The organism is Pseudomonas furukawaii, from assembly GCF_002355475.1.
Lineage (GTDB): Bacteria > Pseudomonadota > Gammaproteobacteria > Pseudomonadales > Pseudomonadaceae > Metapseudomonas > Metapseudomonas furukawaii.
Genome location: NZ_AP014862.1, coordinates 4,851,503 through 4,864,902, shown reverse-complemented (window position 1 = coordinate 4,864,902; position 13,400 = coordinate 4,851,503). Strand labels below are relative to the sequence as shown.

The window sequence follows — 13,400 nt, the reverse complement described above, 5'->3', positions numbered from 1 at the left end:
TCCGAAGAGTGGCCTTTGCTCGAATCTGGTTGCGGGAGCTGGATTTGAACCAACGACCTTCGGGTTATGAGCCCGACGAGCTACCAGACTGCTCCATCCCGCGCCGGCAATTCTACAGTTCTGGAGGGGGCTGTCAAACGATTTCTTCCATTTAAATCAAATGGTTACTTTCAGCCCAAACGAAAAAGGCCACTCCGAAGAGTGGCCTTTGCTCGAATTTGGTTGCGGGAGCTGGATTTGAACCAACGACCTTCGGGTTATGAGCCCGACGAGCTACCAGACTGCTCCATCCCGCGCCGGCAATTCTACAGTTCTGATGGGAACTGTCAAACGGTTTGTGGGGAAAAATCTTTTTTCCTCAAATATTTAGCGATTCTGATGGGGCGCGTGTTCCGACGGGAGCCTAGGCAGCCGGACGCGATATCATTCGTGAACCTTACGCATCGCCGACCGCCATGCCGCAACGAAAGATCATCCACATTGACTGCGCAGGCCGTTCTCGGCCGTTTTTTTGCATTCTTTTCACCCGCGCAGGCTGCGGGCTGCATGGCGTTGGTGTTCGTGGGTGTTCCGTGGCGTGCTGTTCCAGCCAACAAAAAAGCGGGTATTAAAGCGGGGTATTTTTACCCACTAGGCGATACCCACCTATGCCACTCACAGATGTCCAGGTCCGGCAGGCGAAGCCGGGCGACAAGCCTCGTAAGCTCACAGACGAGCGCGGGCTGTTCGTAGAAATCCGGCCGACCGGCGGCAAGTACTGGCGGTACCGGTACAAGATCGACGGAAAGGAAAACGTCTTTGCCTTGGGCGAGTATCCTGAGATGGGCCTGGCTGAGGCAAGGGCTGAGCGAGACAAGGCTCGGGCCTTGGTCAAGCAAGGCCGACACCCGGCGCATGTGCGGCGCACTGATCGGGCGCGGCAGTCCCTGGAGAATCAGTCCTCCTTTAAAGTGGTCGCCTTGGAGTGGATCAACGGCAAGGTAGGAATCAGCGATGGATACCGTAACCAACTGACCCGGGCGTTCGCCAAGAACCTATTCCCCTATGTGGGCAAGATGCCGGTGCGTGACGTGACGGCGGCCCACCTGCTTGAGTGCTTGCGGCGGATGGAGAAGCGTGGTGCGACCTACTACGCCATATCCCTGTGTAACTGGCTTTCGCAGATGTTCCGCTTTGCCGTTCGTACGCTGCGGGCCGACGCTGATCCGGCATCTGCGTTGTATGGTGCATTCGTGCGGAAGCCCATTGAGCACAGTCGACCGATGTCGGTAGCGGACATGGCCCACTTCCGAGAGCAGCTGAAGACCTATGGCGGCTTTCGGACCAACACCATCGCCTTGGAATTGATGCAGCTGCTGTTTCTACGGACAGTGGAGATCCGACGTGGGCGGTGGGAGGACGTGGATCTCGAGGCAGCGCTCTGGGATATCCCGGCGGAGTTCATGAAGAAGCGGCGGCGCCACCTGGTACCGCTTCCGCCGCGGGCGGTCGAACTGCTGAAGGAGTTGCACTCCATCACTGGCGGGCGCGGCCTGATGTTCCCCGGACTGCGGCACCCCGACAAACCGGTGGATGGCTCGACCTTCAATCGGGCGCTTGAGCGACTCGGTATGAAGGGGTTTACCTGCCATGATTTCCGGGCCACGGCTTCAACACATCTCTACGAATCGGGCCTATTCCGCGGGGAAGTGATTGAGATCCAACTGGCTCATGCAGAGGGCAACCAAACCAAGGCCGCCTATAACCATGCCCAGTACCTGCCCGAGCGGGTGGAAATGATGCGTTGGTGGCAGGACTTCTGCTTGTCGGCGGTCAATGAGTAAGGGCGGCTCAAGCCGCCCTTTTTCCTTTTTGCTGTTCGATCCAGTCCTGAACCTCCAGCTGTGACCATCGCGAGTAGCGCCCCAGCTTCACAGGTGCTGGAAATTCTTCGAGCTGGATCATGTCGTAGAGCTTCGTCCGGCCCATGCCGATCTGCAGCATGACCTCCTCGATCTTGATGAGGCGGTCGAGTGGCTTGTTGTTCATGCTGCCTCCTTTGTTGGCCAGGCGCCGACGGCATCGAAGACGCGGGCGGCCTGGGGCTCTTCCAGGGAAACGGTGTCCGGGATCGCGATCCAGGCCATGCCCTGCAGGTGTTGCGGGTTGCAGCCATCTTTCAACTCAACGCTGTAGGTCTCGATGACCTGCTCGAGGTCCTTGGCGAGGTAGGCGCCCTGGGGCGCCACCTCAATGGACTTCATGTAGCGCGTACCGGCCTGGTCACGGCAGAGCGCGGCCAGGTAGATGCACCACTGGTGTGGGATGTCGCACACCGCGTCGACGATGGTGGGGCGGGCCTTCGAGGTGATCAGGGCTGCGTTCTTCCAGTTGATCAGCGTTTGGACGTCGCTAGCCTCTGCATCGACCACCGCCACATGGTTGATGCGGAGCATGGCCTTGAAGTAGGCGTGAACCCTGGCGCGGTGGTTGTAGGGTTTGCGCTTGCTCATGCGGCATCCTCCTGCGGTGTTATGGCGAAGATATCGAGTTGTGCTGCTCGAGCAGCTGCTTCCTCGATCGCCGCGTTCGCTCGATCGAGTTCATGACCGATGCGCGCCTGCGCGATCGCGAAGTACTCCGGCGACAGCTCGCAGCCGATGAACCGGAATCCCTCGCGCATGGCCGCCTTGCCTGTGCTGCCGCTGCCCATGAACGGGTCCAGCACCGTTCCGCCGGGCGGTGTGACCAGGCGGCACAAGTAGGCCATCAGGTCGGTGGGCTTCACCGTGGGGTGGTGGTTCTGGCTGCTTTTGTCGGTACCCGCTGACTGGAAGCTCCCGGGGTTCTGGTCGCCGCTGGACCAGTGCAGGGGCTTGCGCTCCATGTCCTCGCAGCCCTCGTTGCGATCCAGGCGGCTGGTCTTGGGGCAGTAGAAGAAGCGAGCCGCGCTGCCCGAGTCGCCGTGGAAGGCACCGGGCACTCGATCGAGCATCCCGCTGTACTTCACGGCACCGCTGAAGCCGTTGGCGGTCGGCTCGGTCCCTTTCACCGGTGCACTGGCGCCGGTCTCATCGGGGAATGCTTCCACCACCTCGGCGCTGCCGTCATGGATCAGGTTGGCTGGCCACCGGCCGCTCGGGTGCGGCTGAGCTACGACCCCGGCGCCGCGCTGCTCCTCTGGCCGGCGCCGGGGTAGGCCTCCTGCGCCAGTGTTCGGCTGCATGGCCTCTGCCGGTATACGGCAACCGTCAATGTTCAGCGCGCCGGTACCGTGGGCCAGCACGTTCGCGGCAACCGTCCCGGCCAGCGGCTTTCGGGCGATGGTGATTGGCTCCATGGCCGGCTTGAGCGCCGTTCCCCAGCCCTGCCAGTCGCCATCCAGGTTTCGCGACTTCGGAAAGCCCGAGCCGTACACCCAGGCGATCAGGTCGCGGATCTCGAAGCCGGCGTCTTCGATGCGAACGGCCATGCGGTGCTGGGTGCGGGTACCGGCGAACGCCAGTAAGTGACCGCCCGGCTTAAGCACGCGCAGACACTCGGCCCACACCTCGATCGCTGGCACGTCGCAGTCCCAGCGCTTGCCCATGAAGCTCAGGCCGTAGGGCGGGTCGGTGACGATGCTGTCCACGCTGTTGTCGTCCATGCTGCGCATAACCACGAGGCAGTCGCCCAGGTGAAGCTGGTACCTCTCGCTCATGCCGCCTCCTCGCTCTGCTGCTGCTCTACCAGGTTCGCGCGCACCAGGGCGGCGGCCACTGGCGGGCAGACGCTGTTGCCGCACATGCGGACCTGGGCGGCCTTGCTCAGTTCGGGCTTGGTGGCAGTGCGGTTGTGGATGTAGTTGGCCGGGAAGCCCTGGGCCGCGTAGAGCTCGTGGGGTTCCAGCATGCGCATGCCGATGTCCACGATCTGGTAGGGCTCGCCCTTGACCATAACCAGGCCAATGCGGTCTTTCGTGGTGATGGTGTGCAGGGGTTCGTTCAAGGCCTGTCCATTGCCGTGCTCGTAGTACTTGAGCAGGAACGCGCGCACCTCGGCGTGGTGGTTGCCCTGGGCGCTGACGGTGTGCAGCGGCTCGTCCAGGGGCTGGCCATGGCGGCTGGTACCGCGCAGTTTCACCAGGCTGCTAGCCACCAGTGCGGCCTTGCCGCTGCCGCCGGCGGTGACGGTGGCCAGGGGTTCGTCTGCCGCGTGGCCGGTGCTGCCGGTGAAGTCTCGCTGGATGTGGGCGGTCACCAAGGCGTGATGGTCCTGGGGGGTGATGGTGTGGAGCGCGGTGGCTAGATCGGCGCCCGGCCCGGTGTAGTTGCCGCCGAAGTGCTTGGCGAGGAAAGCAGCGACCAGGCCGTGCTTGCCGCCGCCGGCCACCACGGTGCCCAGTGGTTTGTCCAGACCGGGCACCCGGGGCGCTTGGCCTTCGCGCTCGCCATAGCCGAGCTGGACCAGCGTCGGTGCTACCAGGGCGAAGTGACCGCCCTTGACCTCGGCACAGATGGTGCGCAGGGGGGCATCGATCGGCATGTTGCGCTGGGTCGTGCCGTTGGCGTGCTCGGTGATGAAGGGGGCCAGCTTCGGCACCACCAGACCAGTGCCCAGCTTGCTGGTCATGGTCTGCAGGGGCTCCTCTAGGGATTGCCCGCGGAAATAGTCGTAGCCGTGGTTCACCTTCACCAGGAAGGGCTGCTCGGCGTCCAGCACGAAGCGCTGGATGCCCCGCGCGATGCGGCGCATGGTGGCCTCGGCCAGCGGCCGGCGCACACCTGCCGCCTTCCCCTCCTCGCGGGTGAGGAAGATGGACGGGCAGGGGATCGACCAGTCGATGATATCGGCGGCCAGGCGCTGCGGCAGGGCGCGCTTTGCCTTCACCTCTGGGCTGTCGGCCGGCGCATGGGTGGGCTCTGGCCAGGCGATGGGCCTGCCGTCACAGCGGGCGATGAGGAACAGTCGCTTGCGGATGGTTGCCGCGCCGTAGGCGTTGCCCCGCAGCTCGCGCCACTCCACCTGGTAGCCGTGGCGGCGCAGGGCGTTGACGAAGCTGTTGAAGGTCCGGCCCTTGTTCTTCGGGCAGGGGCGGCCATCGGCCAGTGGGCCCCAGGTGATGAACTCCTCGACGTTCTCCAGCATGATCACGCGCGGTTTCACCGTGGCGGCGTAGCGGATGGCCACCCAGGCGAGGCCCCGGATCTCCTTCTTCACCGGCTTGCCGCCCTTGGCCTTGCTGAAGTGCTTGCAGTCGGGGCTGAACCAGGCCAGCTCGACGGGCTTGCCGCCGGTGATGGTGCGCGGGTCGACCTCCCACACCGATTCGCAATAGTGCTTGGTGTGGGGGTGGTTGACCTCATGCATGGCGATGGCTTCGGGGTCGTGGTTGATGGCGATATCCACAGGGCGTCCGAGGGCCATTTCGATCCCGGTTGAGGCGCCGCCGCCGCCAGCGAAGTTGTCGATGACCAGGCCACCGAAATTGAAGCTGGACTGGGGATGGATGCGGTAGAGGTTGTTCATACCTGGCTCTCCTTGCTGGGCTTGAACAGAGGATCGGCGCCGATGAACACCTCATCTGGGACGTTCTCCCACTCTTTGCGCAGGGCGTCGAAGTTGCCTTCGTTCCAGCAGCGCAGAAACTCCAGGGGCTCCTCGCAGGGGTTCGCCAGCACATAGGTGATTGCTGCGACAGCAGCGTCATTGCTTGCTAGCGTGGCGGCATACCGCACCGATGCCAGTACCTCGTCCGTTTCTGGATTGCACCCAAGGTCATGTCCAAGTGCTTCCCATGCATCGAGCAGAGAAATCGACTTGGTTTCGCTGCCGGTACCGATGATGGTGCCGCAGGGGCCTCCGAGAACTTCCAGCACGTATTGCCACAGGATCGAGGGTGGGAGCTGGAAACGGTCGAAGTCGGTGTCCGGTTCCACGCCGATCAGGCAACTGGAGGTGGCCCCGGCCTGGCCCTCCCACGACTTTTTCATGAGGGTGGCGACCCTGCCGTCACCGCCTGGCTCTGTGCGGTGGAAGTTGTATGCGCGCATGGTGTAAGTGGCCCCGGCAAAGATGATGTCTCGGCTGCTTTCGGCCATGCGTGCCTCGCCAGCGGGCACCCAGGGGCGCCCGCCTCGAGCTGTGCGGGGACCCTCATGCAGGTAGAGCGTGTGAGTAGCCGCCAGGCCGAGGTTAGGCATCGGCTGTGCGGGGATGTAGTTGATGTTGATCTGCTGCCCAACCAGCACGCGGGACTCGAAGTCGAATCGGTGGTTGTGGATGGCCGAGTGCTCAAAGCAACTGCGGCGAGGTAGGTCGGGGTGCCAGACGTGAAGGCGCTGGTCACCCTGGAGCTGAACCTGGATGAAGCCCAGACCGTGAAGGGTGATGGTTTCGCGCATCGGATCGTAGACGGTGCTCATGCTGCCACCTCGCCCTTCGGTTGCGTCGCCAGGGCTGCGTCAATAGCCGCGTCTAGGTGTTCTCCGTTGAGCACTACGTTCTCTGGCGTGGCGCCGGCAAACACGCCGCCGCCAGTGATGGTGTCCAGGTCGCGGGCACGCAGCCAGCGGTAGCGGTTGGCGTCCAGTGCGAGCTGGGCGAAGCGTGGGTGGAGGTCGATGGTGTCTGACGTGGGGTCGAGAATCTCGTTCTTCTCGTACATGATCACGTGGCACATCCCGCTGATTACGCGACCGTAGAAATTCGGGGCGGTACGGAGCAGGTGGGCCAGGTTGTTGTAGAGGGTCTGCAGGTGGGTCTCGTTGTCGCAGTCGAAGGACTCTTCGCCATCCTCCAGCAGCTGGCTGAGGCTTTCCCCAGCGTCGGGGTTGGCCCATGGCCCGCCGAAGCGGGCGTCAATCAGCTGCAAAACCTGCATCAGTTCTTCGGCAGCCTTAATGTCGCGAGCGGAAGGTTTAGCCATCTTCATGCCACAGCCCTCCCACGATGTGTCGTCGCCAGCAGTTGCAGCAGACGGTGGTGGTAGTGGATCGCCGCGTAGCTCGGCTGCCAGGGGTCGATGAAGGCTGCATAGGGCTCGATGCCGTTGAGGCAGGGCCAGGGCTCCGGGTGGTAGGGCATCAGGTCCCGTTTCTCGGTGGCCAGGGCGATCAGGTCGGCGTGCTTCACGCACTCCGGCAGGATCGGATCAAGGTCAAAGCGTTGGCAGATGGCGATCCAGACCCGGCGCTCGGTGAGGTCGTACAGGCACTCGTCGCCGTGGCTGTTGGCAAAGTCGCGCATGCCTTCCTTGAGCGGGCGCACCAGGTCACCCACGTAGGCCTCGGTGGCGTCATGGAGCAGGTCGGCGAGCTGGTATTCGGCCGGCACGAGGTCGGCCACCAGGTAACAGTGCTGGGCCACGCTGTAGAAGCTGCTGGTGTGACCGTTGAAGCGACACTGCATGCTCAGGCTGTGGGCGATATCGGTGGTGTCCACCATGTCGGCGTTGGGGCGGGCGAGATCGAACTTGCGGCCGCTGCGGGTGAGTATCCAGCTCATGCAGCACCTCCGGCCTGGGCGGCCTTCATCAGGGCCAGGGCGTGGCACAGTTGGTGGGCCTCGTGGAGGGCGTCATGCAGGGCATGGTGCTTGATACCCTCGAACTCTACTGCCTTCTTGGCCTCGGGGAAGATGGCCAGCAAGGTGCGCAGGTCGCGGTCGTTCCAGAACTTCCAGGGCGCTGAGTTCCAGCATCGTTCGAAGGCGCCGCGCAGGATCACGTTGTCGAAGCTGCTGCCGTTGCCCCAGACCAGGATATGGTCCGGGCTGGCCTGGCCTTCGCCCATGAACTGAGCAAGGCTGTGAAGGGCAGTTGCTAAGTAGATGGTGCCGGGCTGGCTGCCATCGATTTCCGCTCGGGCCTCTGCGCTCTGCTGCAGCCACCATTGCACGGTGGAAGCATCGACCTCGCCACCGATGGCCATGGAGTAGTCCAGCTCGACGCGCTCGTAGTAGCTGCCCGCGATCTGGCCATGCTCAACGCGAACGCAGCCGATGGAGACAATGGCGGCCTTCGGGCCCTTGCCCATGGTTTCGAGGTCGACGACGTAGTGAGTGGCGTTGATCATGCGGCAACCTCCATGCGCTGGGCTTCTACACGCTGCATGGCCTCGTCGAAGCTGAGAATGCGGCGCTTGAAGGGGGGGAACGGGCCATCGCTGTTGGTCAGAACCAGGGTGTTGAAGGCCGGTACCGGCATGCCCGGCTGCCAGTCATCGAGGATCTCGGTCAGGCCCAGGGTGTCGGCAATGGCGCGGGCATTACGGGTTTTGCCGCAAGCCATGGGGCCATGTACCAGGTAGCTTTTCACCAAAGCGGGCGGGCTGGCCTCAACCGGCGACGTGCCTTGCTCCGCCAGCGCCTGTTTCAGCCGCTCGTGCATCGCCCTGATGGCGGTCTGCTGGGTGGCGGCTGCGGTGTGGGCGTCCCAGGCCTGGAGGCCGGCGTAGGTGTTGCATGCCAGGGTCAGGCACTTGTTGGTGTCTGCCAGGGTGGCCAGGTCCTGCTCGGTGAAGGGATTGGCGCGGCGGGCGTAGGTGGCGATGCGCCGGTCGGCGTCCTCGATCAGGCGGTCGCGTTCGGCGCCGTACTGGTCACGCAGCTCCTGGGCGATGCGGTCACGCTCGTGGACGTGGGCATACCGCTCGGCGGCGCGCTTCTCGGCAAGGGTTGCCAGGTCGACGTTGAGCAGGTCGATCCGCTGCTGGGCGGCGTTGCGCGCAATGGTGTGGCCGTCGTCGAAGCCGTTGGCGCGCGCCGTGGCGGCGAGGCGGGTGGCGATCAGGGGCCAGATGACCAGGGTGATCACCAGGGCGCCGGCCAGTAGCTTGATGATGGTTGCTTCTTGCATGTGCTGTGTCCTCGTAGGTGCCCGGCGCCGGGAAAGGCGTAAGAGTCCGGCGGCCGGGGCTTGAACGGTGGCTTACTTGCCGAGGTTGAAGGTGCCGATGGTCAGCGGTACCAGGCCGCCTACCTGCTGCTCGAGCACGTCCTTGAATTCCTTGGCGAACTCCTCACGCTGGGATTCCTCGCCTACCCAGCGCAGCTTCAGCAGCGGTTCGTCACGGCCGGTGATGACCGACAGGCGCAGGGTGATGCTGGCGACGCTGAGGCCCTCGTAAGGTGCGGTGCTGAATACGAAGGTGCTGGGCATGGTTTCCAGTCTGCGCGCCTCGATCTCGTCCATGGCGCTGCGGCTGGCGGAGAAGTCGCCCACCACGCTGTCGCGGGTGCTGGCAGCCTTGATGGTCATCCGGCGCACGGCATTGATCGCCGCTGGCATGCCGATGGAGTCCTCGCCAGCGCTGGCCACCAGGTGCGGCATCCAGTCTTCCAGCCACTCCGCCAGGGCCTGCTGAGACAGCCCGCGACCGAGGATCGCCTGCAGCGCGGTGTAGGCGGCGGTCTGCTTCAGCGTCAGGGTGGCGGAGTCGTCACCGTGGCCCGGTGCGGCGTCGGTGCCCAGGTTGAAGATGATGGTGGCGCTCATCTGGTCCTGGTCCACGAAACCGGCCGGGGTCTGGTTGTCGGTGGTGTGGCCCGCCACGTACTTGGAGAAGTCCGTGATGGAGTGCGTGGCAAGGGCGCCGCGGAAGCGATTGCGGCCGGCCTGGTAGGGCTCCAGGTTGCTCAGCTTCACCGACTCGGGCAGCACGGCCAACTGGGCGCCGCCGACGATGTTGATCTGCTGGCTGGCGGCGGCGAGGGCGTTGGCGAGGATCAGTTGCAGGGTGTCTTTTTGCAGCATGGTTCAGTTCCTTCTTTCGTAAGTGGTGGGTGTTGCCGGGATCAGGTGCGGGCGTGGACCGGCGCGTCCTTCTCGTTGAAGAGCTGCGCGGTGGGGTTGGTCAGGAACAGCTGGAGTCCCTCCGCCGTGACGTAGAGGGGCGTGTCCAGTGTGGTGTCCTCGCGCTTCTTGCCGCGCTTGGTGGGCTGGACGAAGTCCAGGGTGTGGGTGACGGCAACCTGCTGGCTCTGCGCGATCTGCTTGAGCTTGAAGGTCAGGGTCACCTGGCCTTGCTTGCCGAACTCCACGACGCCGGCGGCGACGTCGGAGAGGGCCTTGCCGACCTGCTGGGAGAACACGCCGGCATTGAGCGAGTTGATGAAATCGGCGGTATCGGTGGCTTTCATGTGCTGTGCCTCATGGTTGTGGAACGTAAGAGAGGCGCCCGGGTGGGCGCCGGCTATGCCGCCTTCTCGGACTGCTTGTCGAGGAAGGCGGCCAGGTCCTTCAGGCGCACCCAGTGGCAGGCCAGGCGGGATTCGGTGTGCTTGTAGGTCACCAGGTCCACCTTCCCTTCACGGATAAGGGCACGCATGCGTTTCTCGGTCTTGATGTGCGGGAAGTAGTGCTCCCTGACCTGGTCAAGGGTCAGGCTGCTGGCCTTCCACTGAGCCATCAGTTGCTCCAGGGTGCTGCTCATCCATGGACCTCCCCGCGCCCCTTCCGTGGGAGCTGGGCTGCGAGAAGCTCGACGAGACTGTCGACACTCTTGCCCAGCTGGCGGGCGACTACGTTGTCGTTGGTGTCGGTGATCACCGCGCCGTAGGGGCGCTGTGGGTCCTGGGTGAGCGTCACGTAGGGCCGGTAGCCCTGCGGGGTGCGCTCGATCAGCCGGGCGTAGAGCAGGGCCAGGTGGTGGGCGGCCGGGGCGATCTGCTGCTGCAGGCGCTCGATGGCCTCCGCGCTGGCGTCCCGCACCAGCTTCTGGTCGATAACGGTGGGGTGGTCGATGTGCAGGCCGACGAGCTTGAGCACGCCCACGGCGTGGTCGACGGCAGTTGGTCGGTGCTGGCTCATGCCGCTGCGTCCTTGTCCTTGGTGACGGTGATCCCGACGCCGAGCCGCTGGGCCAACCAGGCGATACCCGCCTCGGTGACCATCAGCACGGCGTAGTGCTGGTAGCGTTTGGTGGCCTCGACCCAGCGAGAGCGCGGGTCCATGAACAGGTTGCCGCCGCCGACGTGCTTGGCGGCCAGGCTGCCGTCACGGTTGAGCACCTTGGTGTCGCGCAGGTGGGCGCGCAGTTCGCGCTCGCGCACTCCCAGCACCTGGGCGGCCTCACGGATGGTCCGGTTCATGGCCGTGGCCTCAGGCTGCCCGCTGGACTGCGTTGTGGTGCAGTCGAGCGATCAGGGCATCGAGCTTGTCGTAGAGCTCGGCGAGGGTGCCGTCGTTGTGGATAACCAGGTCGTTCGGGCCTACCGTGAGCCCCTGCTCGGACGTGTGAGCGGCCACCTGCTGGGCGTCGGGCCGCAGGATGTGGACGATGACCCCGCCCTTGCCGCGCAGCCAGTCGGCCTCGTTCTCGAAGCGCACGTCACGGATCACGGCGCCGTGCATGTCCTGGTGATGCTCCGCCAGCAGGTGCAGGTTCTGCTCGGCCAGCAACAGCCAGAGCTGCGGGTGGACCAGGTCGCGCCCCCACTCGGTGCCGAGCAACTGCATCAGCTCGCGGGGCGACTTGCCGATGACGGGCAGCGGCACTTCCTTCAGGTCGCCTTCGAGGTGGGCCTGGGTCAGGTGGAAGATGCCGGCCAGAGCCTGCTTCAGCGGATCGGCGAAGGCGTAGCTGATCAGGGCGAGGTGCAGGGCCAGGTAACGGGCCACGGTGTCTTTTCCGGAACGGGCGCGGCCATGCAGGCCGATGAGGATCTGGTTCATGCGGTTTGCTCCTGAGTGGGCGCAGGGTCTAGGCGGCGGGTGTAGGCGGGTTTCGTGATGTCTTCCAAGCGGCGACAGTCATTGGCGCTGTCGATCAGGGCATGCAGGCGATTTCCCTCGGCCGCGCTGATGGCGTCGAGCATCAGCGCCCCCGAGATCATGCCGATGGCATGGAAGAGGGCATGCGTTTGCGACAGCGTGTCGGAAGCCTCGCGGACATTGCGAACACTGGTGAGGAAGCGATCCCGCCAGCAGGCGATGTTGAGGGCGTTCATGCGGCATCACCCCCGAATGGGCCGGGGCTGGGGGCGCGGTTGCGGCGCTGCTGGGTGCCGATAAAGGGCAGGCCCGCGTCACGCGCCTGGCGGCGGATCTCGAAGATCAGGCTGGGGTTGGTGGCTGCCGGGTGCAGGTGCACCTGGCAACGGGTGGAACTGTGCTGTGTCGTTTGCATCGTCGCGTACTCCAGAGGTAAGAGGTGGGTACGCGAATAAAATTAGCGAGACCAATTTTATAAATCAATAGTCGTGCGAATATTTTTTCCTTGGGCACAAAAAACCCGCCATTTGGCGGGTCGTTGGTATGTGCTGGGGCGCTAGTAGTCCACTATCTTTCTGCGAACGCGACCGCAGAGGTGCCACTCCTCGCTAAGCTTGATCACTCTTTCCGGCCAGTCTGGATTGCTGGCGAAGAGATAGTGTGCCTCACCCTCCTTGCGAAGACGCTTAAGAGTCACAGCGTGATCGCTGATTCTCTTGGCAACAACAAAGTCGCCCGGTTTGCACTCCATGTCGGGGTCAACGACGACTTTCTCTCCCGGTTTGAAGTCCGGCTCCATGCTGAATCCCTCTACCCTGAGGATGAAGGCTCGGGGCCCTGCGGGGCCATACGATTCAATCCATTCTTCGGCATCGCCTGGGTGGAAGCTGTCGATCGCTTCGCAGAAGGATCCGGCTTGAACGTGCCCTATTACGGGCAGAAGGCGCGACGCTTTTGCGTCGGCCATGGTGACTTCGTGAACCACTCGAGGTGCTGCATTGAGCAAACCTGCAAGACGAGGGCTGACCTCGGCGGGATCGAAGACCAAAACCTGGGCGAACTTAAGCAAAGCCTCGAGATTGAGTTCAAGGCGACCGGTCATGTATTGGCTGACGGTTCCTTGGGACTGCCATCCGGCGAGTGCAGCGACGTCTGCTTGGTTGCCGATCAGGCCATCTTTTTTTCTTTGGCGATAGATAGCCTTGAGATTCTTGGCTTCTTCGCTCACGTGCTTGGGTAGATTTTCGCTCATTCCCTGATCTTATTAGCGCGTCTAATTGACTTGCAATTCGCTCAAGCAATTTATTCTTGATTCGAAAAATTCCCGTGGCTAATATCTTCGACGGGTCACCATCCTGAGGATTCCCCCTATGGACGAAGAAATTGGTATGCCCCTGAAGGAATTCGCTCAGGGGCGCAAGCAGCCCGAGATCGCGGCGCTGCTCGGTGTGACGCAGGGCGCTGTATCACAAATGCTCAAATCTGAACGTGATATTCGGGTTCGGAAGCGCCAGGACGGTTCTTTTCAGGCCGTAGAGATTCGGCCTGTTGGCAGCCGCCGGAAGCCGGCGGCTGCGTAAAAAGAGATTGCCGGCGCGGGCCTCTTACCTCCCGCGCCGGCAGGGTGCCTGGCAAGGTCTCTTACCCCCTTGCTTCGGCTTACGACGACACAGCACATGCATCGGTCGTGGTCATAGAGTAGGCCCAGGCCCGCTCGATGGCTACACCG

20 protein-coding genes and 2 tRNA genes are annotated in these 13,400 nt (G+C 63.5%); 2 read left to right on the top strand and 20 right to left on the bottom strand.

What is annotated here, in order from left to right:
* Positions 1-26: 26 nt before the first annotated feature.
* Positions 27-103: transfer RNA gene (locus KF707C_RS22515), tRNA-Met, on the bottom strand.
* A gap of 116 nt (positions 104-219) precedes the next feature.
* Positions 220-296, bottom strand: a tRNA-Met gene (locus tag KF707C_RS22510).
* Positions 297-647: 351 nt separating this feature from the next.
* Between KF707C_RS22510 and KF707C_RS22505 the strand changes: the two genes are divergently transcribed.
* A complete protein-coding gene (locus KF707C_RS22505) occupies positions 648-1,823 on the top strand; it encodes a tyrosine-type recombinase/integrase (RefSeq protein ID WP_036992210.1) in 1,176 nt (391 codons plus the stop codon).
* A 7-nt stretch (positions 1,824-1,830) separates the two neighbouring features.
* On the opposite strand, the gene KF707C_RS22500 is transcribed toward KF707C_RS22505, so the two are convergent.
* From KF707C_RS22500 to KF707C_RS22415, 18 genes are all read right to left on the bottom strand, one after another.
* Entirely contained in the window at positions 1,831-2,028 is a 198-nt protein-coding gene (locus KF707C_RS22500; protein WP_004421194.1) for a helix-turn-helix transcriptional regulator, read from the bottom strand.
* Positions 2,025-2,492, bottom strand: coding sequence for a hypothetical protein (locus KF707C_RS22495; protein ID WP_004421197.1), 468 nt, complete (start codon positions 2,490-2,492; stop codon positions 2,025-2,027). The genes KF707C_RS22500 and KF707C_RS22495 overlap by 4 nt, the downstream gene beginning before the upstream one ends.
* On the bottom strand, positions 2,489-3,679 hold the full coding sequence (locus tag KF707C_RS22490; protein WP_004421199.1) for a DNA-methyltransferase: 1,191 nt from the start codon (positions 3,677-3,679) through the stop codon (positions 2,489-2,491). Before KF707C_RS22490 ends, KF707C_RS22495 begins: the two co-directional genes overlap by 4 nt.
* On the bottom strand, positions 3,676-5,487 hold the full coding sequence (locus KF707C_RS22485; protein ID WP_004421202.1) for a DNA cytosine methyltransferase: 1,812 nt from the start codon (positions 5,485-5,487) through the stop codon (positions 3,676-3,678). The genes KF707C_RS22490 and KF707C_RS22485 overlap by 4 nt, the downstream gene beginning before the upstream one ends.
* Entirely contained in the window at positions 5,484-6,383 is a 900-nt protein-coding gene (locus KF707C_RS30060; RefSeq protein WP_004421203.1) for a hypothetical protein, read from the bottom strand. Before KF707C_RS30060 ends, KF707C_RS22485 begins: the two co-directional genes overlap by 4 nt.
* Positions 6,380-6,892, bottom strand: a complete 513-nt coding sequence (locus tag KF707C_RS29545) for a hypothetical protein (RefSeq protein ID WP_004421206.1) — start codon at positions 6,890-6,892, stop codon at positions 6,380-6,382. Before KF707C_RS29545 ends, KF707C_RS30060 begins: the two co-directional genes overlap by 4 nt.
* Complete coding sequence (locus tag KF707C_RS22470; RefSeq protein WP_004421209.1) at positions 6,889-7,464, bottom strand: hypothetical protein; 576 nt, start codon at positions 7,462-7,464, stop codon at positions 6,889-6,891. Before KF707C_RS22470 ends, KF707C_RS29545 begins: the two co-directional genes overlap by 4 nt.
* Positions 7,461-8,033 carry a 3'-5' exonuclease gene (locus KF707C_RS22465; RefSeq protein WP_004421211.1) on the bottom strand — a complete coding sequence of 191 codons (573 nt, stop codon included), beginning with the start codon at positions 8,031-8,033 and terminating at the stop codon, positions 7,461-7,463. The genes KF707C_RS22470 and KF707C_RS22465 overlap by 4 nt, the downstream gene beginning before the upstream one ends.
* A complete protein-coding gene (locus tag KF707C_RS29840) occupies positions 8,030-8,815 on the bottom strand; it encodes a ferrochelatase (RefSeq protein WP_004421213.1) in 786 nt (261 codons plus the stop codon). Before KF707C_RS29840 ends, KF707C_RS22465 begins: the two co-directional genes overlap by 4 nt.
* Before the next feature lie 72 nt (positions 8,816-8,887).
* Complete coding sequence (locus KF707C_RS22455; RefSeq protein ID WP_004421215.1) at positions 8,888-9,712, bottom strand: DUF2303 family protein; 825 nt, start codon at positions 9,710-9,712, stop codon at positions 8,888-8,890.
* Positions 9,713-9,753: 41 nt separating this feature from the next.
* Positions 9,754-10,098 (bottom strand): hypothetical protein, encoded by a 345-nt coding sequence (locus KF707C_RS22450; protein WP_004421217.1) that lies wholly within the window; start codon positions 10,096-10,098, stop codon positions 9,754-9,756.
* Positions 10,099-10,151: 53 nt separating this feature from the next.
* Positions 10,152-10,391, bottom strand: a complete 240-nt coding sequence (locus KF707C_RS22445; RefSeq protein WP_004421220.1) for a pyocin activator PrtN family protein — start codon at positions 10,389-10,391, stop codon at positions 10,152-10,154.
* The gene (locus tag KF707C_RS22440) at positions 10,388-10,768 is read right to left on the bottom strand and encodes a hypothetical protein (protein WP_004421221.1); all 381 of its coding nucleotides are present in this window, start codon (positions 10,766-10,768) and stop codon (positions 10,388-10,390) included. The genes KF707C_RS22445 and KF707C_RS22440 overlap by 4 nt, the downstream gene beginning before the upstream one ends.
* A complete protein-coding gene (locus KF707C_RS22435) occupies positions 10,765-11,049 on the bottom strand; it encodes a phage antirepressor KilAC domain-containing protein (RefSeq protein ID WP_004421222.1) in 285 nt (94 codons plus the stop codon). The genes KF707C_RS22440 and KF707C_RS22435 overlap by 4 nt, the downstream gene beginning before the upstream one ends.
* A 10-nt stretch (positions 11,050-11,059) precedes the next feature.
* Positions 11,060-11,632: a deoxynucleotide monophosphate kinase family protein gene (locus KF707C_RS22430; protein WP_004421224.1), complete on the bottom strand. Its 573-nt coding sequence runs from the start codon at positions 11,630-11,632 to the stop codon at positions 11,060-11,062.
* Positions 11,629-11,907, bottom strand: a complete 279-nt coding sequence (locus tag KF707C_RS22425; RefSeq protein ID WP_004421226.1) for a hypothetical protein — start codon at positions 11,905-11,907, stop codon at positions 11,629-11,631. The genes KF707C_RS22430 and KF707C_RS22425 overlap by 4 nt, the downstream gene beginning before the upstream one ends.
* Positions 11,904-12,086, bottom strand: coding sequence for a hypothetical protein (locus tag KF707C_RS22420; RefSeq protein WP_004421228.1), 183 nt, complete (start codon positions 12,084-12,086; stop codon positions 11,904-11,906). The genes KF707C_RS22425 and KF707C_RS22420 overlap by 4 nt, the downstream gene beginning before the upstream one ends.
* A 141-nt stretch (positions 12,087-12,227) precedes the next feature.
* On the bottom strand, positions 12,228-12,923 hold the full coding sequence (locus KF707C_RS22415) for a LexA family protein (protein WP_231992287.1): 696 nt from the start codon (positions 12,921-12,923) through the stop codon (positions 12,228-12,230).
* A 118-nt stretch (positions 12,924-13,041) separates the two neighbouring features.
* On the opposite strand from KF707C_RS22415, the gene KF707C_RS22410 reads away from it, so the two are divergent.
* The gene (locus KF707C_RS22410; protein ID WP_036992216.1) at positions 13,042-13,251 is read left to right on the top strand and encodes a Cro/CI family transcriptional regulator; all 210 of its coding nucleotides are present in this window, start codon (positions 13,042-13,044) and stop codon (positions 13,249-13,251) included.
* The last annotated feature ends 149 nt before the right edge of the window (positions 13,252-13,400 follow it).

Bases quoted from the DNA above. Each gene is read 5' to 3' on its own strand.
- KF707C_RS22415 (WP_231992287.1), bottom strand. From the start codon at position 12,923: ATGAGCGAAAATCTACCCAAGCACGTGAGCGAAGAAGCCAAGAATCTC.
- KF707C_RS22490 (WP_004421199.1), bottom strand. From the start codon at position 3,679: ATGAGCGAGAGGTACCAGCTTCACCTGGGCGACTGCCTCGTGGTTATG.
- KF707C_RS22430 (WP_004421224.1), bottom strand. From the start codon at position 11,632: ATGAACCAGATCCTCATCGGCCTGCATGGCCGCGCCCGTTCCGGAAAA.
- KF707C_RS22465 (WP_004421211.1), bottom strand. From the start codon at position 8,033: ATGATCAACGCCACTCACTACGTCGTCGACCTCGAAACCATGGGCAAG.
- KF707C_RS22485 (WP_004421202.1), bottom strand. From the start codon at position 5,487: ATGAACAACCTCTACCGCATCCATCCCCAGTCCAGCTTCAATTTCGGT.
- KF707C_RS22425 (WP_004421226.1), bottom strand. From the start codon at position 11,907: ATGAACGCCCTCAACATCGCCTGCTGGCGGGATCGCTTCCTCACCAGT.
- KF707C_RS22495 (WP_004421197.1), bottom strand. From the start codon at position 2,492: ATGAGCAAGCGCAAACCCTACAACCACCGCGCCAGGGTTCACGCCTAC.
- KF707C_RS22445 (WP_004421220.1), bottom strand. From the start codon at position 10,391: ATGAGCAGCACCCTGGAGCAACTGATGGCTCAGTGGAAGGCCAGCAGC.
- KF707C_RS22410 (WP_036992216.1), top strand. From the start codon at position 13,042: ATGGACGAAGAAATTGGTATGCCCCTGAAGGAATTCGCTCAGGGGCGC.
- KF707C_RS22440 (WP_004421221.1), bottom strand. From the start codon at position 10,768: ATGAGCCAGCACCGACCAACTGCCGTCGACCACGCCGTGGGCGTGCTC.
- KF707C_RS29545 (WP_004421206.1), bottom strand. From the start codon at position 6,892: ATGAAGATGGCTAAACCTTCCGCTCGCGACATTAAGGCTGCCGAAGAA.
- KF707C_RS22505 (WP_036992210.1), top strand. From the start codon at position 648: ATGCCACTCACAGATGTCCAGGTCCGGCAGGCGAAGCCGGGCGACAAG.
- KF707C_RS22435 (WP_004421222.1), bottom strand. From the start codon at position 11,049: ATGAACCGGACCATCCGTGAGGCCGCCCAGGTGCTGGGAGTGCGCGAG.
- KF707C_RS22420 (WP_004421228.1), bottom strand. From the start codon at position 12,086: ATGCAAACGACACAGCACAGTTCCACCCGTTGCCAGGTGCACCTGCAC.
- KF707C_RS22500 (WP_004421194.1), bottom strand. From the start codon at position 2,028: ATGAACAACAAGCCACTCGACCGCCTCATCAAGATCGAGGAGGTCATG.
- KF707C_RS30060 (WP_004421203.1), bottom strand. From the start codon at position 6,383: ATGAGCACCGTCTACGATCCGATGCGCGAAACCATCACCCTTCACGGT.
- KF707C_RS22470 (WP_004421209.1), bottom strand. From the start codon at position 7,464: ATGAGCTGGATACTCACCCGCAGCGGCCGCAAGTTCGATCTCGCCCGC.
- KF707C_RS29840 (WP_004421213.1), bottom strand. From the start codon at position 8,815: ATGCAAGAAGCAACCATCATCAAGCTACTGGCCGGCGCCCTGGTGATC.
- KF707C_RS22450 (WP_004421217.1), bottom strand. From the start codon at position 10,098: ATGAAAGCCACCGATACCGCCGATTTCATCAACTCGCTCAATGCCGGC.
- KF707C_RS22455 (WP_004421215.1), bottom strand. From the start codon at position 9,712: ATGCTGCAAAAAGACACCCTGCAACTGATCCTCGCCAACGCCCTCGCC.